At 71.1% G+C, this 25,481-nt stretch carries 23 protein-coding genes; 8 read left to right on the forward strand and 15 right to left on the reverse strand.

The annotated features are described in order from the left end of the window. The first annotated feature begins 52 nt into the window (after nucleotides 1–52). Both ACIBSW_RS30130 and ACIBSW_RS30135 read left to right on the forward strand, forming a co-directional pair. Nucleotides 53–2,110 (forward strand): DNA topoisomerase IV subunit B, encoded by a 2,058-nt coding sequence (locus ACIBSW_RS30130; RefSeq protein ID WP_354723222.1) that lies wholly within the window; start codon nucleotides 53–55, stop codon nucleotides 2,108–2,110. 13 nt (nucleotides 2,111–2,123) lie between these two features. After that, a complete protein-coding gene (locus ACIBSW_RS30135) occupies nucleotides 2,124–4,646 on the forward strand; it encodes a DNA topoisomerase IV subunit A (RefSeq protein ID WP_354723224.1) in 2,523 nt (840 codons plus the stop codon). A gap of 56 nt (nucleotides 4,647–4,702) precedes the next feature. On the opposite strand, the gene ACIBSW_RS30140 is transcribed toward ACIBSW_RS30135, so the two are convergent. Both ACIBSW_RS30140 and ACIBSW_RS30145 read right to left on the reverse strand, forming a co-directional pair. Then, on the reverse strand, nucleotides 4,703–5,332 hold the full coding sequence (locus ACIBSW_RS30140; RefSeq protein ID WP_354723226.1) for a maleylpyruvate isomerase family mycothiol-dependent enzyme: 630 nt from the start codon (nucleotides 5,330–5,332) through the stop codon (nucleotides 4,703–4,705). 44 nt (nucleotides 5,333–5,376) lie between these two features. Beyond that, the gene (locus ACIBSW_RS30145) at nucleotides 5,377–5,820 is read right to left on the reverse strand and encodes a MarR family winged helix-turn-helix transcriptional regulator (RefSeq protein ID WP_354723228.1); all 444 of its coding nucleotides are present in this window, start codon (nucleotides 5,818–5,820) and stop codon (nucleotides 5,377–5,379) included. A 77-nt stretch (nucleotides 5,821–5,897) separates the two neighbouring features. On the opposite strand from ACIBSW_RS30145, the gene ACIBSW_RS30150 reads away from it, so the two are divergent. Then, nucleotides 5,898–6,272 carry a cupin domain-containing protein gene (locus ACIBSW_RS30150; RefSeq protein WP_354723230.1) on the forward strand — a complete coding sequence of 125 codons (375 nt, stop codon included), beginning with the start codon at nucleotides 5,898–5,900 and terminating at the stop codon, nucleotides 6,270–6,272. Between the two features lie 8 nt (nucleotides 6,273–6,280). On the opposite strand, the gene ACIBSW_RS30155 is transcribed toward ACIBSW_RS30150, so the two are convergent. From ACIBSW_RS30155 to ACIBSW_RS30165, 3 genes are all read right to left on the reverse strand, one after another. Further along, nucleotides 6,281–7,819, reverse strand: coding sequence for a GGDEF domain-containing protein (locus ACIBSW_RS30155; protein ID WP_354723232.1), 1,539 nt, complete (start codon nucleotides 7,817–7,819; stop codon nucleotides 6,281–6,283). 113 nt (nucleotides 7,820–7,932) lie between these two features. Continuing rightward, nucleotides 7,933–8,142 (reverse strand): hypothetical protein, encoded by a 210-nt coding sequence (locus tag ACIBSW_RS30160; protein ID WP_354723233.1) that lies wholly within the window; start codon nucleotides 8,140–8,142, stop codon nucleotides 7,933–7,935. A 56-nt stretch (nucleotides 8,143–8,198) separates the two neighbouring features. Further along, nucleotides 8,199–9,029 carry a class I SAM-dependent methyltransferase gene (locus tag ACIBSW_RS30165; protein ID WP_354723235.1) on the reverse strand — a complete coding sequence of 277 codons (831 nt, stop codon included), beginning with the start codon at nucleotides 9,027–9,029 and terminating at the stop codon, nucleotides 8,199–8,201. A 104-nt stretch (nucleotides 9,030–9,133) separates the two neighbouring features. Between ACIBSW_RS30165 and ACIBSW_RS30170 the strand changes: the two genes are divergently transcribed. Next, on the forward strand, nucleotides 9,134–10,393 hold the full coding sequence (locus tag ACIBSW_RS30170) for an ROK family protein (RefSeq protein WP_354723237.1): 1,260 nt from the start codon (nucleotides 9,134–9,136) through the stop codon (nucleotides 10,391–10,393). Between the two features lie 19 nt (nucleotides 10,394–10,412). Here ACIBSW_RS30170 and ACIBSW_RS30175 read toward each other — a convergent pair whose 3' ends face one another. The 9 genes from ACIBSW_RS30175 to ACIBSW_RS30215 all read right to left on the reverse strand — a co-directional run bounded on the left by ACIBSW_RS30175 (nucleotide 10,413) and on the right by ACIBSW_RS30215 (nucleotide 22,115). Then, complete coding sequence (locus ACIBSW_RS30175; protein WP_354723301.1) at nucleotides 10,413–12,275, reverse strand: ricin-type beta-trefoil lectin domain protein; 1,863 nt, start codon at nucleotides 12,273–12,275, stop codon at nucleotides 10,413–10,415. A gap of 146 nt (nucleotides 12,276–12,421) precedes the next feature. Then, nucleotides 12,422–13,825: a GH1 family beta-glucosidase gene (locus ACIBSW_RS30180; RefSeq protein WP_354723239.1), complete on the reverse strand. Its 1,404-nt coding sequence runs from the start codon at nucleotides 13,823–13,825 to the stop codon at nucleotides 12,422–12,424. Between the two features lie 81 nt (nucleotides 13,826–13,906). After that, nucleotides 13,907–14,914, reverse strand: coding sequence for an ABC transporter ATP-binding protein (locus ACIBSW_RS30185; protein WP_354723241.1), 1,008 nt, complete (start codon nucleotides 14,912–14,914; stop codon nucleotides 13,907–13,909). Then, nucleotides 14,911–15,996, reverse strand: a complete 1,086-nt coding sequence (locus ACIBSW_RS30190) for an ABC transporter permease (RefSeq protein WP_354723243.1) — start codon at nucleotides 15,994–15,996, stop codon at nucleotides 14,911–14,913. Before ACIBSW_RS30190 ends, ACIBSW_RS30185 begins: the two co-directional genes overlap by 4 nt. Before the next feature lie 3 nt (nucleotides 15,997–15,999). Beyond that, entirely contained in the window at nucleotides 16,000–16,980 is a 981-nt protein-coding gene (locus tag ACIBSW_RS30195; protein WP_354723245.1) for an ABC transporter permease, read from the reverse strand. Then, nucleotides 16,977–18,110 (reverse strand): ABC transporter ATP-binding protein, encoded by a 1,134-nt coding sequence (locus ACIBSW_RS30200; RefSeq protein ID WP_354723247.1) that lies wholly within the window; start codon nucleotides 18,108–18,110, stop codon nucleotides 16,977–16,979. The genes ACIBSW_RS30195 and ACIBSW_RS30200 overlap by 4 nt, the downstream gene beginning before the upstream one ends. Before the next feature lie 85 nt (nucleotides 18,111–18,195). Further along, nucleotides 18,196–19,878, reverse strand: coding sequence for an ABC transporter substrate-binding protein (locus ACIBSW_RS30205; RefSeq protein ID WP_354723249.1), 1,683 nt, complete (start codon nucleotides 19,876–19,878; stop codon nucleotides 18,196–18,198). 120 nt (nucleotides 19,879–19,998) lie between these two features. Beyond that, nucleotides 19,999–21,021, reverse strand: a complete 1,023-nt coding sequence (locus ACIBSW_RS30210; protein WP_354723253.1) for a LacI family DNA-binding transcriptional regulator — start codon at nucleotides 21,019–21,021, stop codon at nucleotides 19,999–20,001. Nucleotides 21,022–21,278: 257 nt separating this feature from the next. Then, complete coding sequence (locus ACIBSW_RS30215; protein WP_354723255.1) at nucleotides 21,279–22,115, reverse strand: NAD-dependent protein deacetylase; 837 nt, start codon at nucleotides 22,113–22,115, stop codon at nucleotides 21,279–21,281. 91 nt (nucleotides 22,116–22,206) lie between these two features. On the opposite strand from ACIBSW_RS30215, the gene ACIBSW_RS30220 reads away from it, so the two are divergent. The 3 genes from ACIBSW_RS30220 (at nucleotide 22,207) to ACIBSW_RS30230 (ending at nucleotide 24,629) form a co-directional block, all read left to right on the forward strand. Further along, complete coding sequence (locus ACIBSW_RS30220; RefSeq protein WP_354723256.1) at nucleotides 22,207–22,629, forward strand: hypothetical protein; 423 nt, start codon at nucleotides 22,207–22,209, stop codon at nucleotides 22,627–22,629. 188 nt (nucleotides 22,630–22,817) lie between these two features. Further along, nucleotides 22,818–23,489 carry a hypothetical protein gene (locus tag ACIBSW_RS30225; protein WP_354723257.1) on the forward strand — a complete coding sequence of 224 codons (672 nt, stop codon included), beginning with the start codon at nucleotides 22,818–22,820 and terminating at the stop codon, nucleotides 23,487–23,489. Between the two features lie 99 nt (nucleotides 23,490–23,588). Then, nucleotides 23,589–24,629, forward strand: coding sequence for an App1 family protein (locus ACIBSW_RS30230; RefSeq protein WP_404799499.1), 1,041 nt, complete (start codon nucleotides 23,589–23,591; stop codon nucleotides 24,627–24,629). Nucleotides 24,630–24,632: 3 nt separating this feature from the next. On the opposite strand, the gene ACIBSW_RS30235 is transcribed toward ACIBSW_RS30230, so the two are convergent. Beyond that, complete coding sequence (locus ACIBSW_RS30235; protein ID WP_354723258.1) at nucleotides 24,633–24,815, reverse strand: hypothetical protein; 183 nt, start codon at nucleotides 24,813–24,815, stop codon at nucleotides 24,633–24,635. A 17-nt stretch (nucleotides 24,816–24,832) separates the two neighbouring features. On the opposite strand from ACIBSW_RS30235, the gene ACIBSW_RS30240 reads away from it, so the two are divergent. Further along, entirely contained in the window at nucleotides 24,833–25,477 is a 645-nt protein-coding gene (locus tag ACIBSW_RS30240; RefSeq protein WP_354723259.1) for a hypothetical protein, read from the forward strand. Nucleotides 25,478–25,481: the final 4 nt, after the last annotated feature.

Here is a 25,481-nt window from a genome sequence, read left to right on the forward strand (position 1 = left end):
CCGGTAGGCTCGCCGCGTCGTTGACAGCCGCCATCGCCGGGAGTAGTGCTTCGTGACTGCGCAACCAGAGATCCTCTACGGGGCTGATGACCTCACGCACCTCGAAGGACTCGACGCTGTCCGCAAGCGCCCGGGCATGTACATCGGCTCCACCGACAGCCGTGGCGTCAACCACCTCGCCAACGAGATCATCGACAACGCCACCGACGAGGGCGTCGGCGGCCACGCCGACCACGTCGCGGTCATCCTGCACGCCGACGGCTCGGTGCAGGTCGACGACGACGGCCGCGGCATCCCGACGGACATCAACGCCAAGTCCGGCCTCAACGGCGTCGAGCTGGTGCTGACCCGGCTGCACGCCGGCGGCAAGTTCGGCGGCTCCGGCTACAAGACCTCGGGCGGCCTGCACGGCGTCGGCGCCTCCGCGGTCAACGCGCTGTCGCTGCGCTTCGACGTGACGGTCAGGCGCGACGGCAAGGTGCACGAGATCTCCTTCCGCCGCGGCGTGCCCGGCGTCTTCGCCGGCCCCGGCCCCGACGCGGCCTTCGTGCCCGAGTCCGGCCTGCGCGTGATCCGCCGGATGAAGCGCGGCGAGCGCGACGGCACCTCGATCCGCTACTGGTACGACGCCCGCTACTTCGAGGCCGGCGCGCGCCTGGACCTCGACACCGTCAAGGCCAAGCTGCGCAACACCGCCTTCCTCGTGCCCGGCGTGGCCTACGTGCTGCGCGACGAGACCGGCGAGGAGCCGGTCGAGGAGAAGTTCCACTACCCGCAGGGCCTCACCGACATGGTGGAGTTCCTCACTCCGTCGGGTGAAAAGCCGGTATCCGGGATCCTGATGATCACCGGCGAGGGCACCTACAAGGAGAACGCCGCGGACGCCAACGGCGTCATGCAGGCCAACGTCGTGCGCCACGCGCAGGTCGAGATCGCGTTCCGCTGGGGCACCGGCTACGACCGCACGGTCGAATGCTTCACCAACACCATCCGCAACGTGCACGGCGGCACCCACCGCAAGGGCTTCGAGCGGGCCATGGTCCGCGCCCTGACCGACGCGATCCGCAACGCCCGCGGCCTGCTCAAGCCCAAGGAGGACCCGCCGGTCCTCGACGACCTGCTCGAGGGCATGACCGCGGTCATCCACGTCCGGGTGCCCGAGCCGCAGTTCACCTCGCAGACCAAGGACGAGCTCTCCACCGCCGGCATCACCCGGGTGCTGCAGACCCTGGTCGAGCAGCACCTCAAGGCCTGGATCGACGACCGGCGCACCAAGACCGAGGCCCGCACGGTCCTGCAGAAGGTCGTCGACGCGGCCCGGGTGCGCCTGACCCAGAAACAGCAGAAGGACGCGGCCCGCCGCAAGACCGCGCTCGAGGGCGCCTCGATGCCGCCCAAGCTGGTCGACTGCCGCTCCACCGGCATCGGCCGCAGCGAGCTCTACATCGTCGAGGGCGACAGCGCGCTCGGCACCGCACGGATGGCCCGCAGCTCGGAATACCAGGCCCTGCTGCCGATCCGCGGCAAGATCCTCAACGTGCAGAAGGCCAGCCTGCAGCAGGTCCTCGACAACGTCGAGTGCTCGGCCATCGTGCAGGTGCTCGGCGCCGGCTCCGGGCGCACCTTCGACATGAGCACGATGCGCTACGGCCGCGTCATGATCATGGCGGACGCGGACGTCGACGGCTCGCACATCCGCACGCTGCTGATCACGCTGTTCGCCAAGTACATGCGCCCGGTGATCGAGCAGGGCCGGCTGTTCGCCGCCATGCCCCCGCTGCACAAGGTCGTCACCAAGGGCCGCAACGCCGAGACCCTCTACACCTACACGCAGCAGGAGATGGAGCGGACCGTCGGCCGGCTCGAACAGTCCGGCAAGTCCGTGGTCAAGCCGGTGCCCCGGTTCAAGGGCCTCGGCGAGATGGACGCCGACGAGCTGTGGGACACCACGATGAACCCGGCGACCCGCACCGTCCGGCGCATCACCATCGACGACGCCGAGCAGGCCGAGGCCACGCTCGAACTGCTGATGGGTGAGCGGGTGGAACCGCGCAGGAACTGGTTGATCGAGGCCGCCGGCCGCATCGACCACGAGACGATCGACGCCTGAGGGGCCTTCAGACATGGCACGCCGAAAGAACGAAACGTCCCGGGTGGACCTGTCGGCCTTCGACCAGGCCGGCGCCAGGGTCATCGACAACTCGCTCACCACCGAGGTCGAGGACTCCTACCTGGAGTACGCGTACTCGGTCATCCACTCCCGCGCCCTCCCGGACGCCCGCGACGGCCTCAAACCCGTCCACCGCCGCATCCTCTGGTCCATGCAGGAACAGGGCCACCGCCCCGACCGCCCCTACGTGAAGTCCGCCCGCGTCGTGGGTGACTGCATGGGCAAGTACCATCCGCACGGCGACCTGGCGATTTATGACGCGATGGTGCGTCTGGCGCAGGGCTTCTCGCTGAATGCGCCGCTGATCGACGGGCACGGGAACTTCGGGTCCCCGGACGACGGGCCGGCCGCATCGCGTTACACCGAGGCCCGGATGTCGCGTGAGGCGATGTTGCTGGTCGGTGAGCTCGGCGAGGGCACTGTCGACTTCAAGGCCAACTACGACGGGTCCGAGCAGGAGCCCCGGGTGTTGCCCGCGGCCTTCCCCAACCTGCTGGTCAACGGCACGTCCGGGATCGCGGTCGGCATGGCGACCAACATGATCCCGCACAACCTGGGCGAGGTCGTCGCGGCGACCCGGCACCTGATCACGGATCCCGAGGCCGACCTCGACGCGCTCATGCGCTTCGTGCCCGGACCCGACCTGCCCACCGCCGGTCAGCTGCTCGGCCTCGACGAGGTTCGCCGGGCATACGAGACCGGCCGGGGCGTGGTGCGGATGCGGGCCCGCGCGCAGACCGGGCCCCTCGAGGGCGGTCGCGGCCGCCAGGCGATCACCGTGGTCGAGCTGCCGTACGGCGTCGGCACCGAGAAGATCATCGAGGCGATCACCGATGAGGTGAAGGGCAAGCTCATCACGTCCGGGCCGCGCAAGGGTCAGCGCCAGCCGGCCCGGCTGCAGGGCATCGCCGACGTCAAGGACCTCACCGACCGCGAGCACGGCATCCGCCTGGTCATCGAGTGCAAGGTCGGCGTCAACCCGCAGGCCCTGCTCGCCGACCTCTATCGGCTGACACCGCTGGAGTCGTCGTTCGGCATCAACAACCTGGTGCTGGTCGACGGCCAGCCGCGGACGCTGGGGCTCAAGGCGCTGCTCGAGGTGTTCCTGGCGCACCGCTACGAGGTGGTCACCCGGCGCACCACGCATCGGCGTACCAAGCGGCAGGACCGGCTGCACCTGGTCGACGGGCTGCTCATCGCGCTCATCGACATCGATCGGGTGGTGGCGATCATCCGCGGCAGTGACGACGCCGCGGCCGCCAAGGACGGCCTGATGAGCGAGTTCGGCCTCACCGACATTCAGGCGACGTACATCCTGGACACCCCGCTGCGGCGGCTCACCCGCTTCGACCGGATCGAGCTCGAGACCGAGCAGGAGCGCCTGCGCGGGGAGATCGCCGAGCTGAGCCGGATTCTCGACAACGACGACGTGCTCAAGCAGGTCGTCTCCGACGAGCTCGCGGCGGTGGCGGCGGAGTTCGGCGGGCCGCGCCGCACCACGCTGATCGACGGCGACCTCAAGGAGGTCCTCGCGGCGTCCGTGCCGGCCGGTCCGCTGGAGGTCGCGGACGACCCGTGCCAGGTGATCCTCTCCGCGACCGGGCTGATCGCGCGCACCGCGGCGGAGAGCGAGGAGACGATCGAGGCGCGCCGGCGCAGCGGCCGGGTGAAGCACGACGCGGTCCGCGCCATGGTCCACTCGACCGCCCGCGGCCGGGTGCTGCTGGTGACCAGCGCGGGCCGGGCGTTCAAGACGGACGTGCTGCCGCTGCCGGTGCTGCCGGAGCAGTCCGGCACGGTGTCGGTGCGCGGCGGCATGTCGGCCTCGGAGCTGATCCCGCTGGCGCCGGGCGAGCGAGTGGTCGGCCTCGCCCCGCTCGGCGCCGACGGCTCGCCGGGCCTGGCGCTGGGCACCCGGCTCGGCGTGGTCAAGGTCTGCTCGCCGGAGTGGCCGGTCCGCTCGGACGAGTTCGAGGTCATCACCCTCAAGGACGGCGACGAGGTGCTCGGCGCGGCCTGGCTGACCGACGGTGCGGAGTCGCTGGCCTTCGTCTCCTCGGACGCCTCGATGCTGCGTTTCCCCGCGAAGCTGGTCCGCCCGCAGGGCCTCAAGGGCGGCGGCATGGCGGGCATGAGCCTGTCGGCGGACGCCGACGTGGTCTCGTTCAACGTGGTGGACACGACGGACCCGCAGCACGGCGAACCGATGGTGGTGACCTCGACCGGCACCCAGGTCAAGGTGACCCCGTTCGCGTCCTACCCGGCTAAGGGCCGGGCCACCGGCGGCGTCCGGGTGCAGCGCTTCCTCAAGGGCGAGTCCCGGCTCGAGCTGGCCTGGGTGGGCACCCGCCCGGTCGGCGCGAGCAGAAACGGCGACCCGGTGGAGCTGCCGGACCCGGACGGCCGCCGCGACGGCTCCGGCGAGGCGGTCCTGATGGGTCCGCAGATCATCGGCCACCTGATCGAACGCGGCTGACCACAGCAGACACGAAAGGAGGGGCGGGGCCGCACGCGGCGCCGCCCCTCCTTTCGTTATCGCGCCTGGTCCGGCTCGCGTGCCGGCGGTGGTGGGGTGAGCCGGCCTGGGGGTAGGTGGCGGCCGCAGAGGACCAGTAGCAGGTCCTGTGCGGTGCCCCGGACCGGTGTGCCGGTGCCGTAGCTCCAGTCGAGGTCGGTCGCCTGCAGGGCGATGCCGTCGAGGTCGGTGCCGAAGAATGCGATGTTTCTCGGGCTCAGGCCGGCCAGCACCAGGCCGACCCGCTCCGGGGGTACCCGCCGGTCCAGGCCCAGGCCGACTGTGATGTCGAGGCCGTGGATGACGTCGTGGGAGAGCGCGCCGCGCGCGCCGCCGCCCGGTGGGGTCCACGGGTGGTCGATGTTGTCGCGCAGCGCGGCCAGCAGCTCCCGGTCCGAGAGCCGGGCGGCGTCGCGGCGCGCGCAGCGGTCCGCCATGCGGTTGACGTCTCCGCGTGCCCGCGCCAGCTCCAGCACGGTCCGGCCCAACGACGTCCGGAACGGCATGGTGGTGTGTGCGACGACCTCGCGGACCCGCCAGCCCGCGCACAGGGTCGGCGCGTCCCACTGTTCCGGCCGTAGGCCGGCGAGCAGCTCGGCCTGTTCGCGCCGCTCCGCGGCGACCGCTTCCCGAAGTTCTCTGTCCATGCGAGGTGTACGCCGCGCGTGCCGGAAACCAATCGGGCCGGCGGTCACCAGATCGGGCGCACCCGGCCGGGGGTGCCCAGCCGGGCGAGGTCCGCGCGCAGCGCCGCCAGGCGTTCGGGTCCCAGGGCGGCCGCCCAGGGGCGCAGCAGCTCGGTCGCCGCCTCGTCGGCCGCGCGGGTGCAGGCCCAGCCCTTCGGGGTGAGCACGACCAGCCGCGCGCGGGCGTCGTCCGGGTGCGGTCGCCGCGTCACGTAGCCCTTGGTCACCAGCTCCTCGATCATCTGGCTGGCCGCCTGCTTCGTCACGTTCAGGTGCTCGGCGAGCTGCCCGACCGTCGCGCCGTCGCCGGCGAGGCGCACGAACGCGAAGCCGTGCGCCGGGCGCAGGTCGTCGAAGCCTCGGGCCCGCACGCCGGCGTCGATGCCGTCCACCAGCGCGCGGGCCGCGCTGAGCAGCAGCACCGGAAGGTCGAGGAGGTCACGTTCCACGGAAAGCAGTTTGACAGCTTGGTCAAGCTGCTGGACTATTTCGTCAAGCAGCTTGACTACCTTTCGAAGGGATCGACATGCCAGTCGTCCGCGAGCACGACGCCGTCGCGCACCAGCTGCACGGCGCCACCTTCAACTCCTTCGTCGCGCCCTCGTCCGGCAGCACCGAGCTCTGCGCCTGGCGGCTCGAGGTGGCCGCCGGCACGACCGGGGTGCCGCACCGGGTGAGCCGCGAGGAGGTACTTCTGATCATGTCCGGTGAGGTCACCGTGAACATCGACGGCGTGGTCAGCGCGCTGCGGCCCGGTGAGGTCGCGTTCGTGCCCGCGGGTGCGATGTTCGGCCTCGACAACGCGTCCGGCGACCCGGCGACCGCCTGGGTCACCACGAGCGTCGGACTCGAGGCCACCCTCCCCGACGGCTCCTCGATCAGCCCGCCCTGGGTCCGCTAAGACACGCCTCAGCCCGGCGAGACCGCGTATGAGCCCTTGCCGTCGCGTTTGACCGCGTACATCGCGTGGTCGGCCTCGCGGAGCAGGGCCTCGCCGTCGGGGAGGTGGCCCGCCGGGCAGGGGCGGGCGAACGCGATGCCGACGCTGGCGCCCACCCGCGCCGAGCCGCCGTCGACCGGTACCGGTGCCTCGATCTCGCGGACGATGCGGGCCGCGATCTCGAGCGCGTCGTCGCCGGGCAGGGCCGACAGCAGCACCGCGAACTCGTCGCCGCCGATCCGGGAGACCGTGTCCGAACTCCTTACGCAGGACCGCATCCGGTCGGCGATCACCTTCAGCAGGTGGTCGCCGGCCGCGTGGCCGTGCGCGTCGTTGACCAGCTTGAAGTCGTCCAGGTCGACCAGCATGACCACCGCCGGCTCGCCGGCGGCGAGCGCCGCGTCCAGCCGGTGCGAGTACAGCTGGCGGTTGGGCAGGCCGGTGAGGCCGTCGTGGAAGGCCTGGTGCTGCAGCCGGGCCGCGAGGTTCTCGCGCTGGTCGAGCGAGTTGTGCAGCTTGGCGAGCAGCTGCGCGTTCTCGTGGAACGCGTCCAGCTGGCGCAGCACCACCAGCAGCGTGCTGATCGCCGCGCCGGTCAGCGCGATCGGGACGGTGGCCGTCTCGTTCCGCCAGATCGCCACGGTCAGCAGCCCGTAGGTGATCACGATCGCGCCGTACGGCAGCAGGCTGTACGGCCGCCGGCCCCGGCGGCCCTCGAGCGCCAGGGGATTGCGGGTGAGCTGCATCTGGGTGACGCGCGCGGCGATCGTCAGTCCCGCGTTCGCGACGATCGTCATGGCCAGGAACCAGTGCAGCCGCCCGGGGGCGAGGCCGTCGCAGCTGAGCAGGTCCGAGCCGGCCTTGAGCGCCGCGGCGGCGGTGCCGATCACGGCGCAGGCGCGGGTGAACAGCGCGGTGCCCGACATCGTCAGCTTGGTGATGGCGAAGACGCACAGCAGCAGGATCACCGGGCCGGTCAGCACCGGGGCCGCCGCGCTCAGCAGGTCGGCGGGGCGGTCGGGAAGCACCAGGTGCCAGCCGACGACGACGGCCGCGACCATCACCGTGGCGACGTCCAGCCAGAAGCGCAGGCGCGCGCGGCGGGTGGCCAGGCCGAGCGGGGAGGCGAGCAGGGCGAGCAGCAGCCAGGCGCTGCCGGCGGCCAGGGTCGCGACCCGGATGGTTCCGCCGGTCGCGGCGGTGGGCAGGTCCGGCCGGGTGGCGGCCAGCACCACCTGGGCCAGGTCGCCGGCGAGGTAGGCGGTCGCGCCGACCAGCACGGCGCGCCAGAAGCGCCGGACCACGGCGGGCAGGCCGGGTGTGCGGGTGAACGACCGGGTGGTCCAGATCAGACAGGCGTGCATCGAGGCGACGAAGACCCAGGCCGTGACGACCTGGGCGGTGCGGCTCGACGGCGCGGTCGCGTACCAGATGGTCAGGCCGGCGGTGGCGGCGAGCAGGGCGAGCAGCAGCCGGTCGGAGCGCAGCGCGCGGAGGCCGTGGCGCATCGTGTCCGTACCCGTTCGCCAGGGTGCCGCCGCTCTCGGAGGAACGGCGGCACCTGCGTGGGACGACTCAGCGCCGGGCACCCAGTCAGGCTAGGCGCAATATCTACGCCGATCTACTTCGAAGGCTCAGGAACATCGCAGGTAATTTTTGGGTTGACGCCCAACCAGTTGAGTGGGCCGGCGACCACCGTGACGATTACCGTGCCGGCCTCCGCGCAGCCGGCGTCGCCGCTGTCCTTGAAGTAGCCGCGCTCGAACGCGGCGATAATGCCGAGGACGAGCCAGATGGCGACGATGACGCCGCCGATTGATCCTGCGCGCATCGGGGGGCTCCTAGGTCGTTGGGACTGCGCGTCAGGTACCCCGAAACCGTCGATCTTTAAACCGCCGCGCGAACCGCCTGCAGCGTGTAGGTGTGCGGCAGCCGCTCGGGGCGGTCGGCGAGCTGCCATTCGTCGTTGCCGACCCGGCGCATGTGGCCGCGCACCGCCTCCCACGGCACGGAGTCGTGCTCGACGAGACCGGTCACCGACATCCCGGCGTCGAGCAGCGCGGTGACGATCTCGCCGAGGCCGTGGTTCCACTCGTGGGTGGTGTTGTGGGTGAACTCGGCGTCGGTCTCGACGTAGGTGCCGCCCTCGCTCCAGACCAGCGGCTCGGGCTGCTCGAAGTACGGGTACTCCAGCGTCAGCGCCCCGCCCTCGGGCAGCGGGTCGGACAGCGCCCACAGGATCGGATGGCCCTCCCTGATGAACAACCGGCCGCCCGGGCGCAGCAACCCTGCCACGACCCGCGCCCAGCGGCGGATGTCGGGCAGCCAGCAGAGCGCGCCGATTCCGGTGTAGACCAGGTCGAAGCCGCCGCCGAGCTTGTCGGCGGCGTCGTAGACGTCCGACTCGACGAATTCGATCGGATTGCCCGCCAGCCGCGAGATCCGGCGTGCCTCCGCGAGCGAGGCCGGGGAGAAGTCGACGCCGGTCATCGTCGCGCCGAGGCGGGCCAGCGACACCGTGTCGGTGCCGATGTGGCACTGCAGGTGCACGCCGCGCAGGCCGCTGATGTCACCGAGCAGCGGCAGGTCGAAGCGGACCACGTCGCTCAGGTGTGTGGGGTCGGCGGCGAAGTCGTTCACCCGGTAGTCGGCGGAGGCGGCGTGCACCGGGGCCCGCTCGTCCCAGTTCGCCCGGTTGAGCCCGCGATAGTCGGTCACGGCGCGACGGTATCGCGCCCGGCCGGATCCGTGTGGTGGTTTCCGCGCCGCCCGTGTCACATGATGGCAGGGTCATGGCGTCGGGATGTGAAGGCGGTAACGGTTTGGAGACCAGGCGTACGACGGTGCGGGACGTCCGCCGCGCGAACCGGGCCAGCCTGCTCACGGACCTGTTCCACGGCGGCCGGCAGAGCCGCCAGCAACTCGGCGAGACGACCGCGCTGAGTCAGGCGAGCGTGAGCAACCTGATCGGCGAAATGATCGACGAGGGCCTGGTGGAGGAGGCCGGCCTGGTCGGCTCGGACGGCGGCCGGCCGCGCGCGCTGCTGCGGGTGGCGCCCGGTCACGGCTACGTGGTCGGCGCCGACGTCGGCGAGACCCGGGTCCTGGTCGAGCTCTACGACCTGGCGATGTCGCGTCTCGCGGTGGCGCAGTACCCGCTCGGCGGCGACGGCTCGGACTCCGCCGCGGCGGTGGCGCTGCTGCTCGAGGGCCTGGCGTCGGTCGTCAAGGAGTCCGGCGTCCGGTGCGCGGACGTGCTTGGCTTCGGGGTCGGCGTGCCCGGCGTGGTCGAGGAGTCCGGCGGCTCGCCGGTCGTCCACTCGCAGACCACCGGCTGGGACGCCGTGCCGCTGGGCGAGCTGCTGGGCGCGGGCACCGACGTGCCGGTCTTCGTGGAGAACGGCGCGAAGGCCGTCGGCCAGGCGGAGATGTGGTTCGGCGCGGGCCGGGGCGCGCGGCACGCGGTGATCGTGCTGGTCGGCAACGGGGTCGGCGCGGCCGTCGTGCTGGACGGGCGCGGCTACCGGGGCGCGTTCAGCAACGCGGGGGAGTGGGGGCACACCACGCTGGTCTACGACGGTGACCTGTGCCGCTGCGGCGCGCGGGGCTGCCTGGAGGCGTACATCGGATCGGCGACGGTGACCGCCCGGATCGCGGCGGCGACCGGGCAGGAGCCGGATGCCCGGCTGGTCACCAGGATGCTGGCGACCGGCGGCGCACTGGAGGGCGCGGCGGCGGACATCATGGCGGAGACCGTCGGCTATCTGGGCGCGGGCATCGCGGGGCTGATCAATCTCTTCTCCCCGGAGCGCATCGTGCTGGGCGGCCCGCTGGGCTTGGCCTTGGGAGAGCGCTTTCTTCCTGACATTCGGGCTGCGGCCGCACGAAACGCCCTGAAGCAGCCGTACTCCCGTACCCGAATCGATCTCTGTCAGCTCGGGCCCGACGCCGTCGCGATGGGCGCGGCGACGCTGCCTATCGCGAGGCTGCTCGCCGACGGCGGCCTGCCGGCGGCGTCGGACGTCTCGGCGCCGCCGTCGCGCGCCGCCCATCGGCGGTCGCTGGCCCGGGGCCGCGGCTGAGCGGCCCCGGGCGGTCGCGCTACGCGGGGACGGTCCACTTCTGGTTTGCGGCGCCGGTGCAGGTCCAGAGCTGGAGCCTCGCGCCGTCCGCGAGGTTGTTGTTCCTGATGTCGAGGCACTTGCCGGACGCGGTGTTGATCAGGTCGCGGCCCGCCGTCGCCTGCCACTGCTGGCTGGCCACTCCGGCGAGGCAGGTCCACAGGTGCACGGTCGCGCCGTCGGCGGTGGCGTTGTTCTGCACGTCGAGGCACTTGCCGAGGCCGCGGACCGTGCCGTCGGACGCCCGCTGCCAGGTCTGGTTCGCCGAGCCGGCGTAGCAGGTCCACATCTGCGGCTGGTTGCCGTCCGCGGTCGAGCCGTCCGTCACGTCCAGGCACTTGTTGTTCGCCGCGCTGACGATCGGGCCCGAGCCGCCGCCGGGCGGGGTCGTCGGCCCGCCGCTGCCCGGGGTGCCGCTCCAGGTGAACGTCGCCGTGGTGCGCGCCGGCAGGCTGTAGGTGAACGACTGGTTGCCCCACACCACCTTCACCGACTGCGCGGACCCGCCGCCGTTGTGCGCGATCAGCGCCTTGGACCCGTCGGCGTTGCGGTAGGCGACGTTCGGCACGGTGCCGCTCGCGGTCGAGTCGATCCGGTACGCGCCCGGCCGCACGAACTTCGTCAGATGCCCGGTCGTGTAGTACTCGACCGTGTAGTCGACCTGCCCGGCCCGGGAGCCGCCGTTCTGCACGGTGATGAGCCCGGTGCAGGTGCCGCACCCGCCGTTGTGCGGGCCCATCGACTGGTCGACGGCGAGGCTCCACTTGACCAGGCTGCCGCTCCAGTTCCGCGCGTAGTTCACGATGTCGGCGAGGTCCTCGTTGTGCTGGTTGGAGATCCAGGTGCCGCCCGAGTGCTCGGTCGAGAACTGCGGCACGTTCGGGTACTGGTTGTGCACCTGGGTGCCGACGGCCGGGTCACCGAAGTAGCCGTGCCAGGCGATCCCGCCGAAGAGCGGGTCGTTGCGCACCCCGGCGTCGGCCAGGATCGCCGCGCCCATGCCGGCGTAGTCGCCGTAGTTCCAGTCGTGGATGAGCACCTTGGTGGTGATGCCGGCGGCCCGGAACGCGGGGTAGACGAAGTTCTTGGTGAACTCGACGAGCCCGGAGGAGTTCCAGTTCATCCCCGGGTACGTCTGGTTCACCGGGTTGGTGGCGTTGCAGCAGTTGGGCTCGTTCTGCACCGAGATGTAGTTCACCGGCACGCCGGCGGCCTGATAGGACTGGACGTACTTCACCAGGTACTGCGCGTAGGTGGGGTAGTACTCCCACTTCAGCCAGCCCATCTGGTCCATCCGCCCGTTGTCCTTCATCCAGCCCGGCGAGCTCCACGGCACGCCCTTGACCCGCAGCGCCGGGTTGAGCGACCGGGCCTGCTGCGTCAGCAGCCGCACGTTGGTGTCGTAGCCGTTGGACCCGAAGTCGTTGAGGTCGCAGCAGGTGTCGTCCAGCGAGACGTTGCCGGGACGCGACAGATCGGAGGCGCCGATCGGGTTGCGCACGAAGGAGAGGCCGATGCCCTCGGTCGGGTTGAACAGCTTGCGCATCACGGCGTCGCGGGTCGCGGCGCTGACCGGGCCGCCGCGCAGCAGGTACGCGGTGGTGTCCGTGATGGACGCGCCGCCGCCGGAGAACTGCTGGTACTGGGTGCCCTCGTTGACGGTGACGGTGGTGTTCGCGGCCGCGCTGGAGGACGCGAAGGCGATCGGGGTCTGCTGCTGCAGGCCGCGGGTGACGTTGACGCCGCGGGAGTCGTTGGTGGTGGTCAGGTAGATGTTGACGGCTTCGGCAGCAGCCTCGGCGGGGGTACCGAGGAGCACGGCTGCGCCGGTCGCGGCGAGCATGAGGGTGGCGGTCGCGGCCACGGTGAACTTCCGGGGAGTGGTCACGAAACAGATTTTCCCGGCGCCGGAACAACCGGTAAAGCTTGTTACATAATTTACATGGATTAATGAAAGGCCCGGCCGCGGCCGGGCCTTTCATACCCCGATCAGGCCCCGCGCACCCGGCCGATCGTGTCGCGGTACCAGAGCGCGGACTGCTTCGGCGTACGCGCCAGAGTCTCGTAGTCGACGTGCACGATGCCGAACCGCTTCGCGTAGCCCTCGGCCCACTCGAAGTTGTCCATCAGCGACCACGCGAAGTAGCCCTGGATGTCGGCGCCCTGCTCTCGGGCCGCCACCACCGCCGCGATGTGATCGGCCAGGTAGGCGGTGCGGTCGTCGTCGGCGACGAAGCCCGAGTCGTCCGCGGTGTCGTCGAACGCGGCGCCGTTCTCGGTGATGACCAGCGGCAGGTTCGGGTAGTCGCGGTGCAGCCGGACCAGCAGCTGGGTGAAGCGCTCCGGCGTGATCGGCCAGTCCATGGCCGTGCGCGGCCGGTCCAGCGGCACCCCGCGCACGATCGGGTGCCCGTCGGCGTCGTGGGTGTTGCCCTGCTCGTCGGTGCCGCTGAAGTCCTGTCCGAAGTAGAAGTTCACGCCGAGCAGGTCGAACGGCGTCGAGATGACCTCCAGGTCGCCGTCGCGGACCGGGAACGCCGAGCCGCGCGCCGCCAGCTCCTCGACCATGTCGGCCGGGTACTCGCCCTTGCGCAGCGGGTCGAGGTAGACCCGCAGGCCCATGCCGTCCGCGCGGCGCGCCGCGTCCAGGTCCGCCGGCGAGTCGGTGGCCGGGTCGGCCGTACCCATGTTGAGCGTGATGCCGAACTTCATCTCCCGCGGCGCCGCGGCCTGCATCCGCTGGGTGGCGAGGCCGTGGCCGAGCAGCAGGTGGTGCACGGCGGAGATGGCGGCGTCGAAGTCCTTGCGGCCCGGCGCGTGCACACCGACGCAGTAGCCCAGCCACGCCGAGCACCACGGCTCGTTCAGCGTGGTCCAGGTGTCCACCCGGTCGCTGAGCCGGTCGAAGACCATCATCGAGTAGTCGGCGAACCGGTACGCCGTGTCGCGGTTCGGCCAGCCGCCCGCGTCCTCCAGCTCCTGCGGCAGGTCCCAGTGGTACAGGGTGACCCACGGGTCGATGCCGGCGCCCAGCAGCTCGTCGGTGAGCCGGTCGTAGAAGGCCAGGCCGGCCTCGTTGACCGGGCCCTTCCCGCCCGGCTGCACGCGCGGCCACGCCACCGAGAAGCGGTAGGCGTCGACACCGAGGCTCTTGATCAGCGCGACGTCCTGCGGCATCCGGTGGTAGTGGTCGCACGCGACGTCGCCGTTGTCGCCGCCCGCCACCGCGCCGGGCACGCGGCAGAACGTGTCCCAGATGGACGGCGTGCGGCCGTCGTCGGCGACGGCGCCCTCGATCTGGTACGAGGACGTGGCGACGCCCCAGGTGAACGACGGGGGCAGTGCGGCGGTGGGCAGGAGCAGGCCGGGTGCTCCGGTGGCGGTGGGGTTCATGGTTCTCCTGGCAGAACTCGGCGATGGGGATGGATACGAAGACGGCCCCGGCTGGTGGGCCGGGGCCGTCGGCGTTATGTCTCAGCCGACCGGCTGCTTGACCGGGTGGAGCCAGCACGCGACCGTACGGGTCGCCCCGTCGGGGGTGCCGGGATTGCCGAGCACGGGGATGTTGTCCGCGCACGGGTCGAAGACCTTCGGGCAGCGTGGGTGGAACGAGCAGCCGGTCGGCATCCCCTTGAGGTCCGGCGGGGAACCCGGGATGCCGGACAGCTCGCGGCGCGGCCCGCGCAGCGCGGGGAAGGAGTTCAGCAGGCCCGCGCTGTACGGGTGCAGCGAGTCCCGGTACAGCGCCGTCGCCTGCGCCTCCTCGACGATCCGTCCGCCGTACATGATGGCGATGCGGTTCGAGAACTCCACCAGCAGCGACAGGTCGTGCGTGATGAAGATGACCGAGAAGCCGAGCCGCTCGCGCAGCTCGATGAGCTGGCCCAGGATCTGCCGCTGCATCACGACGTCGAGCGCCGTCGTCGGCTCGTCCATGATGACCACCTGCGGCTGCAGGATCAGCGCCATGCCGATCATCACGCGCTGGCGCATGCCGCCGGAGAGCTGGTGCGGGTACGCGTCCATCCGGTCCGGCGAGATGCCGACCAACTTGAGCATCTCGCGGGCCCGGGCGTTGCGGCTGTGCGGCGACATCTGCGGCTCGTGCGCCGCCAGCACGTCGGTCAGCTGGGTGGAGATCTTGTGCACCGGGTTGAGCGAGTTCATCGCGCCCTGGAACACGATCGCCGTCTCGGCCCACCGGAACTGCTGCAGCTGCTTGTCGCTGAGCCCGAGGATGTCGTACGCCTCGGCGTTCTCCGGGTGGTAGATGACCTCCCCGCCGGTGACCACGCCCGGCGGGGCGAGCAGCCGGGTCAGGCCGTACGCCAGGGTGGACTTGCCGCTGCCGGACTCGCCGGCCAGGCCGAGGACCTCGCCGCGGTGCAGGGTGAGGTTCACGTCCCGGACGGCGTGCACGGCCTGGTCACCGAGCCCGTAGTCGACGTTCAGATTCTTGATCTCGAGAACCGGCTCGTTCACTTGCTCGCCTCCTTGCTGCGGTTCACCGGGGTCGGCTTGCCGCCGATGACCGGGATCGGGGTGGCGTGGGTGTGCGGCGCGGCCGAGTTGTCCAGGACCGGCGTGAAGCCGACCCGCATCCGCACCGTGCGCCCGGAGGCGGTCTTCAGCTTGGTCTTGCCCATGCTGCGCAGGCGCGGGCTGACGAACTCGTCGATGCCGAAGTTGATCAGCGAGAGCGCGGTGCCGAGGAACGCGATCGCGAGGCCGGCCGGCACGAACCACCACCACGCGCCCTGCGCCAGGGCCTGCTGGCTCTGCGCCCAGAACAGGATCGTGCCCCAGTTCCACGAGGAGACCGAGCCGATGCCGATGAACGCCAGGGTGATCTCCGAGGTGACCGCGAAGATGACGGTGCCGACGAAGCCGGACGCGATGATCGCGGTGAGGTTCGGCAGGATCTCGAAGATGATGATCCGCCAGGTCGACTCGCCGTTGGCCCGGGATGCCTCGACGTAGTCGCGTCTGCGCAGCGACAGGGTCTGCGCCCGGAGTATTCGGGCGCCCCAGGCCCACGACGTGAAGCCGATGATCAGCGCGACCAGGGTGTCGCCGCCCTCCGGCACGGCCGCGGTCACGATGATGATCAGCGGAAGCGCCGGGATCACCAGGAAGACGTTGGACAGCGCGGAGAGGCTGTCGTCCCAGCCGCCGCCGAGGTAGCCCGCGGTGACGCCGATCAGCACGGACAACAGCGTGGCGAGGATGCCCGCGGCCAGGCCGACGACCATGACGGCCCGGGTGCCGACCAGGATCTGGCTGAAGACGTCCTGGCCCAGGTGCGTGGTGCCGAACCAGTGCTCGGCCGACGGCGGCTGCACCAGCTGGTCGCCGCGCGCGTCCGGGTCGTACGGCGCGACCCACGGCCCGATGACCGCGAACAGCATGTAGAGGCCGAGGACGATGATGCCGGTCAGCGCCTTGCCGTTGGAGACGAACCGGAACTTGCGGCGCTTCGCCCGGCCGGGCTGCGGCGCCTCCGTCTGCGCCGCCGTCGCCTGATCGAGGATGACCTCGTCGATGCTGGAGGTAGGAATCGTCACCTGTCAGCCCTCCTTGCGGGTACGCGGGTCGAGCAGCAGGTACGCGATGTCCGCGATCAGGTTCGCGACCAGCACGGAGATCGTGATGACCAGGAAGATGCCCTGCATCAGCGGGTAGTCCTTGGCGCCGACCGCGCGGAAGAGCAGATAGCCCAGGCCGGGATAGGAGAAGACGATCTCCACCAGCAGGGTGCCGCCGACGATGAAGCCCAGCGCCAGCGCGAAGCCGGAGACGTTGGGCAACAGGGCGTTGCGGGCGGCGTAGCTCAGCGCGACCCGCCGGTCGGAGAGGCCCTTGGCGTGCGCGACCGTGATGTAGTCCTCCGCCGCGACGGTGACCATCATGTTGCGCATGCTCAGGATCCAGCCGCTGACCGACGAGATCAGGATCGTCAGCGCGGGCAGCAGGCTGTGCTTGATGGCGCTGGGGATGAAGTACATGTCCCAGGCCGGCACGTAGGCGCTGTCGTATCCGCCGGACGACGGGAAGAAGCTGTCCGGACCGGCCAGCAGGTAGATCGCCAGCAGGCCGAGCCAGAAGTACGGGATCGACGACAGGAACGTGGTGACCGGCAGCAGGCCGTCGACCCACGAGCCGCGCCGCCAGCCGGCGAGGACGCCGACGCTGGTGCCGATCGAGAAGCTGATGATCGTGGTGATGCCGACCAGGGCGACGGTCCACGGCAGGGCCTGGCCGATGATCTCGGAGACCGGGGTCGGGAACGCGGTGAAGGACAGGCCCAGGTCGCCGTGCAGCAGCTGCTGCCAGTAGTCGACGTACTCCTCCCAGAGGCTGGCGTCCTTGTCGAGGCCGAACAGCACGTAGAGCGAGGCGATCGCGTCACTGCTCATCTGCCCCTGGAAGCGGGCCAGCAGCGACTTGACCGGGTCGCCCGGGATCATCCGGGGGATGAAGAAGTTGATGGTGATCGCGGCCCAGGCCGTGAACAGGTAGAACAGGGTCCGCTGGATCAGGAACTTCATCGGACCTCCTCCGGGTGCGCGTTCTCGGCGACGGCGACGGCCTCGGGGGAGAAGTCGGTCGCGGCGGAGCCGGGCTTCTCGGCGGCCACCGTCGCCGGGTCGTAGAGCCAGCAGGCGGCCCAGTGGCCGGGCTGGTCGCCGATCTCCAGGCGGGTCGGCAGGTCCCGCGAGCAGCGGGGCATGGCCATCGGGCAGCGCGGGTGGAAACGGCAGCCGCTGGGCGGCTTGATCAGGCTCGGCGGCTCGCCGTTGCCCCGGTCGGCGAGGTCGCCGAGCAGATTCTCGATCCGGTCCGGGTCCGGCGCGGAGTCGATCAGAAGCTGGGTGTACGGGTGGGCCGGCGACTGGGTGACCGTCTCGCTGTCGCCGCCCTCGACCATGCGGCCCGCGTACATCACCATCGTGTCGTCGGCGAAGTAGCGGGCCGAGGCGATGTCGTGGGTGATGTAGAGGATGGCGAGGTTCAGCCGCTCCTTGAGGTCGCGCAGCAGGTTGAGCACGCCGAGGCGGATGGAGACGTCCAGCATGGACACCGGCTCGTCGGCGAGCAGCGCCTCCGGGTCCGCGCCGAGCGCCCGGGCGATCGCGACGCGCTGCCGCTGGCCGCCGGAGAGCTCGTGCGGGAACTTGTCCAGGTACCGCTCCGGTGGGGTGAGGTGCACCCGGTTGAGCAGGCTGCCCAGCGCCGCCTCGAGCTCCGCTGCGGAGTCGCCGGCGTTGCCGTGGATCTTCAGCGACCGGGTCAGGTGGTACCGGATCGTGTGCACCGGGTTCAGCGACGCGAACGGGTCCTGGAAGATCATCTGGACCCGGGCGGCGTACCGGCGGAACTGCCGGCCGCCGCGGACCCTCGTGCTCAGGCCGTGCAGCTTGATGTCGCCGGCGGTACGGGGGTACAGCTGCGCGAGCAGCCGGGCCACCGTCGACTTGCCGGAGCCGGACTCGCCGACGAGGGCGGTCACGCGGCCCCGCCGCAGGATGAGGTTCACGTCATCAACCGCGTGCACGGCGTCGTGCGTGCGGTTGAAAAGGTCGCGCAGCTTCCGGCGTACGGGGAAGTGCTTGCTCAGGCCGATCGCCTCGAGCACCACCTCGTTCGCCGGCGCCTCGGCCTCTTGGCTCAACGTCATGCCGAGTTCCTTCGCAGAGGGTCAGAACTGCCGCGGTGCCGTGCCCCGGACGGGATGGCCCCCGTCCGGGGCACGGCGGTGCGGATCAGGAGGTGGCGGACTTGAGGTGCAGGACGACGTCCAGGGCGTTGGCCTGCGTGGGCTGGCCGGCGCTGTAGGGGTTGGTGTCGTCGGGCCAGCCGACCCAGTTCTTCGTGCTGTAGGCCATGCCGATGTTGTCGGCGCCGACCGGGATCATCGGGGTCTGCTCCACGAAGACCTTCTGGAGCGTGTTGAGCGCGGTGGTGCGCGCGGCGTCGTCGCTGGCGTTCGCGTACGCGGCCAGCGCCGAGGTCGCCTCGGGGCTGTTGAAGCGGCCGAAGTTACCGCCCGGCGACGCCGTGCCGATCGGCTTGAGCAGCTTGCCGTCCATCACCGTCTGGTAGATGTCGTACGGCGTCGAGCCGCCGTTGGTCCAGCGGAACGTGGCGTCGAACTTGCCCTCCTCGACGTTGCGGAACCAGGCGTCCTGGTTCGCCTTGTCGACGGTGGCGGCGATGCCGATCTGCGCCAGGTTGTCCTTCACGATCTCGAGCGAGGTCTGGTAGTCCGACCAGCCGCTCGGGTCGGTCAGGGTCAGCTTGACCGGCTTGCCGCTCGGGTCGGTCAGCGTGGTGCCGTTGAGCTTGAAGCCGGCGTCGGTGAGGACCTTCTTGGCGCCCTCGACGTCGACGGCCTGGTTCTTGCCCTTGTAGTCCGGGGCGACGTACGCGTCACCGGCGGGCGACGGCAGGCCGGTCACGCTGGTGATCAGCGGGTGGAAGTAGCCGGCCTCGGCCTGGTTGAAGATGTCCTCGCGGTTGACGACCATGTTCATCGCCTTGCGCAGGGCCGGGTTGTCGAACGGCTTCTTGGTGGTGTTGATGTAGAGGCCGTGGATGCCGAGGACCGGCGGCGCCCAGACCTTGTAGTGCGCCGGGTCCTTGTCGATGAAGACCGTCTTGTAGTTCGGGATGAAGACGAAGCTCCACTCGTTCGAACCGTCCGACAGGGCGGTGGTCTGCGCGTTGTTGTCGGTGTACGACGTGTAGCGCAGCTCCTTGACCTGCGGCAGGTCCTGCCAGTAACCCTCGGTGCGCACCGCGAGCGTGGTGGTCTGCGGCGTGAAGGACTTCAGCGTGTACGGGCCCGAGCCGACCGGCGTCTTGTTGGGGTCGGTGGTGGGGTCCTTGATGGCCGACCAGACGTGCTTCGGCACGATCGGGGTCTGGCCCAGCCACTTGTCCTTGTAGACGAACATCGAGCTGGTGAACGTGACCGTCACCGTGTTGCCGCTCGCGGTGATCTCGCCGTACGGCGTGGCGGCCAGGTTCAGCGCCTCGTTCTTCTTGATCAGCTCGAACGTGTAGGCCACGTCGTCGCCGGTGACCTTCTGGCCGTCCGACCAGGTCGCGTTGTCGCGGACCGTGATGGTGACCTTCTTGAAGTCCGGTGCCCACTCGGCGCCGGTGGCCAGCCACGGCCGCGACGCGTCCGCCGGCTTGACCGGGTTCCACATCAGCAGGGGCTCGTAGATCATCCAGCGGTAGCCGAGGGAGGCACCCGCGGAGGTGGTGAGGAACGGGTTGTGGTTCTCCGTCTGCGGACCGTTGGGCATGCCGACGGTCAGGAACGTGGCACCACCGGAAGCGTTCTTGTTGCCCGCGTTCGGCGACTCGCTGCAGGCGGCGAGTCCGCCCGAGGCGAGCACGCCCGCGAGGGCGACCGCGAACAGTTTCCTTCTCTGCATCTCTGATTCTCCTCAGGTGTTACGGATTTTGGGTGAGAGGGGTGCCCGAGGCAGGGCGAAGTGCGCCGGAAGCCGAAGCGCCGGCCGAAGGTGCGGGTTTCTATCGGATCTGCGTACGGACTACGTGGGTTCGGCGTTGGTGCCCGCGCCGGTCGAGCCGCGGACGGTGAAGGTGGCGGGAATGACGGTCGGGCGGTTGGGCAGGGGTGTGCCCTCGAAGTGGGCCAGCAGCGTGCGTGCCGCCGCCTCGCCCATCTCGCGCAACGGTTGGTGCACGGTGGTGAGTGGCGGCTGGGTGTGTGCCGCCATGGGGATGTCGTCGAAGCCGACCACCGCGACGTCCTGCGGTATGCGCCGGCCACTGTCGAGCACGGCCTGCATCGCGCCGGTGGCGGAGAGGTCGTTGTGCGCGAAGATCGCGTCGAATTCGAGGCCGGACCCGAGCGCCGCCTGCACGAGCTCGAAGCCGCGGGCGATGGTGAAGTCGCCGAGGAGCACGCGGTCCGGGGTGATCGGATGGCCGGCCTCGGCGTACACGGCGGTGAAGCCGTCGAGGCGCTGCGCGGTGCAGCCGAAGCGCTCGGGCCCGGTGATGACGATGGGCCGGTGCCGGCCGGTCTCCAGCAGGTGCCGGGCGGCGGCGCCGGCGCCGGTGTGGTTGGTGGTGCCCACGCTCGGGATCTGCACCGGCTGCGTGTCGCGGTCGTCGATGAGCACCACGGGAAGCCCGCGGGCGTGCAGGGTGGCGATGAAGTCGAGGGTGCCCTCGGGCTCGATCACCAGCAGGCCGTCGAAGCTCTTGGCGGAGACCTGGGCGCCGAACTGGCGCATCGACTCCTCGCCGCGGTTACAGGTGAACAGCAGCAGGCCGTAGCGCTCGGTCTCGAGCACGTCGACCGCGCCCTGCAGCACCTCGCCGATCCACGGCCAGGTCAGCGACGGCACCAGCATGCCGACCACGCGGGTCCGGCCGCGGGCCAGGCCGACCGCGCGGGAGCTCGGCACGTAGCCCAGCTCCTCGATCACCTTGCGGACCCGGGCGGCGGTCGACTCGTCCAGCTCACCCTTGCCGTTCAGCACCCGGGACACGGTGGTCTTGCTGACCTTCGCCCGGGCCGCCACATCGGCGATGGTGATTGGCACGTGTCCTCCGACTGTGTTACCGGATCATTGAACCGCGGTTTCGGAACCGGTTTCGGGAGCGGTTCCGGGCAGTAAACTCCGGTGAGCCCGGTCACGTCAACGAGTCGGAAGCTTTATTTAGGTTTCGAGACGATAACCGTGGGACGCATCGATCGCGGTCGGTAGGAACAACAGTGCTTTCCGGGCGAAACGGCCGGCCGGCACCATCGTCGACTGACGACCCGACCGAAGTCGGGTGGGCCGTCGAACGGCCTCGGTCAACCGGGGACCGCGGTGCGCTCGACGCGGGCGGCGAGGTCGGGCAGGATCTCGCCCAGCGCGGCGTCGACGGTCAGGTCCGCGTATGGACCGCCGCGGGTGAAGCCCTGGTTGACGATCGCGACCCGGATGCCGTCGCGGGACGCGCGTACCACGAAGCGGCGGCCGGACATGACCGTCAGGGACGAGCCGAGCACGAGCAGGGTCCGCGCGCCGGCGACCAGGCCGAAGGCGCGGCTGACGCGGTCGGCCGGGACCGTCTCGCCGAAGTAGACGACGTCGGGCTTGAGCAGGCCGCCGCACGAGACGCAGTCGACCACCGCGAAGTCGCCGAGCGCCGCGTCGTCGATGTCCACGTCGCCGTCGGGGTTGACCCGGGTCACCGCCGCCGCGAAGCCCGGGTTGGCGGCGTCCAGCCGGGCCGAGTGCTCCGCCCGGGCGGTCAGCTCGCCGCAGCCGAGGCAGACGATCCGGGCCAGGTTGCCGTGCAGCTCGACGACGCCGTGCGCGCCGCCGGCCTGGTGCAGCCCGTCCACGTTCTGGGTGATGATGCCGTCGACCCGGGCCAGCGCCTGCAGCCGCGCGACCGCCCGGTGGCCGGCGTTCGGGCGGGCGCCGCCGATCGTGCGCCAGCCGAGGTGGCTGCGCGCCCAGTAGCGCCGCCGGGCGTCCGGGTCGCCGGTGAAGGCCTGGTAGGTCATCGGCGTGGCGCGCCGGGCCGTGCCGGTCGGGCCGCGGTAGTCGGGTATGCCCGATTCGGTGGAGAGGCCGGCGCCGCTGAGCACGACGACGCCGCCGTCGCCGACCCACTCGGCGAGCTGCTCGATCCCTGTCACCCGTCCATGGTCCCTCACCCTCTGGAGTGGGACGAAGAACGCAGTCACGCCGATCTGTGCACGGACGGGCCGAGAACGGTAAGTTGATCGGGTGACTGCCGTCGCACGCCTGCTTCCCCGTCACTGGGACGGGCGTCGCCTGCTGCGGTTCCTGACCGGGCTGGCCCTGATCGCGCTGGCCTTCGCGGCCCCGGTCCTGGCGGCCTCCCCGGCGGTCGAGCCCGCGGAGCCCCCGGTCACGATCATCACCACCGTCGACACCCCGGCCGTGCCTGAGCTGCCGGCCGAGGCCGGCCTGGCCGGCCGCGTCGAGGTGGAGAGTCCGGCGGCGGCCGCGCTGAGCCCGGCCGACCAGGACACCGCCGACCAGGACACCGCCGCGACCCCGGCCGAACCCGTCGCCGATCAGGTCGCGGACCGGGCGGTGTCCGGCGAGCGGATCTGCGTCGAGGCCCGCACGCCCGCGGGGGCCGACCGGGACGCCGGGGGCGAGCGCGCCCCGCCGCGCATCTAGCCACTCACCGCACCTGCGTCCTGTGACGCCGCCGCGTGCCCGCGACTCCGCCGGTACCGCGGGCAGCGCCGCACCGCGGCCTCCGGAACCCCTGTGCGCGTAAGGGATCCGGGTATTTGGCCCATCCGTAGCCGGAACGAACCCACAGAGCCCGAGAGAGGCCGGTGTTCATTGTGGAATCTACCTTCTTGTTGGTCCTGTTGCTCGCTTTCGCCGCCGCGGCGGCGGTTCTCGCCGCGCCGCGGCGCACCGCCCGCGCAGGATGGCCGGTCACGGAGCTCTATGCCGACCAGGTCGCGCTCGCCGCGGAGCAGGCCGCCGCGATCGCCCGCCGCCGCCGCGCCGACTGGGTGCGCGCGCAGGACGAGGTCGACGCGGCCTGGGCGGCGTTCGACGCCGCCGACCGCGCCGCCCGCAAGTCCGTCACCGCGGCCGCCTTCCCGATCCTGCGGCAGCGCCGCACCCGCGCGGAGCTCGCCGACCGCGAGCGCGACCTGCACCGCCGGGCCACCGCCGCCTGCCGCCGACGGGAGCTGTCGATCGCGCAGCTCAACGAGGTGCTCGCGCACCGCGGCGGGTGGAATCCGCGTCGCCATCCGGTCGCGCAGGAGGCCGCGCTGCGCGCGGCGGTGCGCGAGCACCGGTACGCGCTCTACCAGGCGGCGACCGGCCGGGAGCGGCGCGCCTGGCAGGACGCCGAGCGGGCCGCGGCAACCGTGCGCGGCCTGCGCACCGAGGCGCTGGCCGTGCAGTCCCGCGCCGAGCGCGACGCGCGGCTTTCGCAGCGCTGGACGCCGACGCGGCCCACGCGGACGCGGCTCGCCGTGCACCGCCCCCGCCCGTTGCGGGCACCGTCCTGAGTGGATACCGCCACCCCGATCGCCCCCGTTGCGCCGCGTAACACCGGCAGGCCAGGTACCGTCACAGAGTCGCTCATGAGGGATGGCAGGAGGCCTTGAGTGTCATTGACCCCGGCGGGCGGACCGCCCGCCGTGCGCCTGCACCGGGCCGCGCGCATCGAGGACGCCGTGCACGAGGTGATCGAGCGACGGCTGCGTCAGCGCGGCTGGCAGCCCGTCATCACCGCCTACACGGGGTACGGCGCGCCGGGCTGGGCCCGCGTCATGGGCCGCGTCGTGCTGACCCGGAGCACCCCGGCCAAGCGCCGCCCGGAGAAGACCCGCGGCTGGCGTAGCTTCACCACGTCCCCGGTGAACAACGCTCCCGTGCTGCTGCAGGTCGGCGACCGGATCCACGAGACCCGGACCGACCGCAGCGGATACATCGACACCCGGGTCAGGGGCGATCTCGAGCCGGGCTGGGCGCACGTGCGCCTGAGCACCGAGGGAGCCCTGCCGGTGGAGGCGCCGATCCGCGTCGTCGACCCGGCCATGAAGTTCGGCGTGATCTCCGACATCGACGACACGGTGATGGTGACCGCGCTGCCGCGTCCGCTGCTCGCGGCGTGGAACACGTTCGTGCTCGACGAGCACGCCCGCGCGGCGGTGCCGGGCATGGCGGTGCTCTACGAGCGCCTGGTCACCGCGAACCCGGGCGCGCCGGTCTTCTACCTCTCCACGGGCGCCTGGAACGTGGCGCCGACGCTGACCCGCTTCCTGTCCCGGCACCTGTACCCGGCCGGCCCGCTGCTGCTCACCGACTGGGGGCCGACCCCGGACCGGTGGTTCCGCAGCGGGCAGGAGCACAAGCGCAACACCCTGCGCCGGCTCGCGGCCGAGTTCCCCGACATCAGGTGGCTGCTGATCGGCGACGACGGCCAGCACGACCAGGAGATCTACTCCGAGTTCGCGCACGCGCACCCGGAGAACGTCGCCGCCGTGGCCATCCGCCGGCTCTCGCCGACGCAGGCTGTTCTGGCCGGCGCCATCCCCGGGCCGACGGGCGACCCGGAGGTGGTCGGCTCCGGCGGTAAGACCTGGTTCGCCGCACCCGACGGCGCGGGCCTCTGGTCGCTGCTGCGGGACACCGATGTCGTCTAGGTGTCAGTCCTCGCCGGCCGGGGACTTCGCCGTCTCGTCGGTCGCCTCGGACAACCGCGCGTGCAACCGCTCGCGGATCTCCTCCGGCGTGTACGCCCGGCGCCGGCGCTCCGAACGTGCCAGCACAACACCCGTGGCGGCGACCCCCGCCAGCCCGGCCAATCCCGCTACCTTCCACCAACGCATCTGATGAGGATAGACAAGTGGTCGCCGACATCAGCCTCGACGAGGCCATCGATCTGACGCGTACGGGTGACATCTGGCTGTTCCGGGGCCGCTCCGGACCCGACCGTGCCATCCAGGCCATGACCAACAGCCCCGTCAACCACGTCGGCATGTCGCTCGTGATCGAAGACATGCCGCCGCTCATGTGGCACGCCGAGCTGGGCAAGTCGCTGCCCGACCTCTGGTCGGGCACGTTCCAGCGCGGCGTGCAGCTGCACGACCTGCGCGACGCGGTCACCGTCTGGGCGCACCGGTACGGCCAGCGCGGCTGGCTGCGCCAGCTGGAGCAGCCGGTCACCCCGCAGATGGAGGACCGGGCGCTCAAGACGGTCGCCCGGCTCGATGGCACGCCGTTCCCGTCCAGCGCGCAGCTCGCCTGGCGGTGGGCGCGCGGCCGGGTGCCGCAGCTGCGCCTGCCGTGGCAGGAGAAGGGCACGCAGGACGCGGACCTGGAGACCGCGTACTGCGCCGAGGTCGTCGCCGTGACCTACGAGGACATGGGGCTGCTGGGGCGCAGGAGGCAGCCCAGCTGGTACGACCCGGGCCGGTTCTGGAGCGGCGACGACCTGGAGCTGTGCAACGGCTACCGGCTCGGTGCGGAGATCGCGGTGCACACGCCATAGGGTT

Source organism: Actinoplanes sp. NPDC049668, from assembly GCF_044465445.1.
Taxonomy (GTDB): domain Bacteria; phylum Actinomycetota; class Actinomycetes; order Mycobacteriales; family Micromonosporaceae; genus Actinoplanes.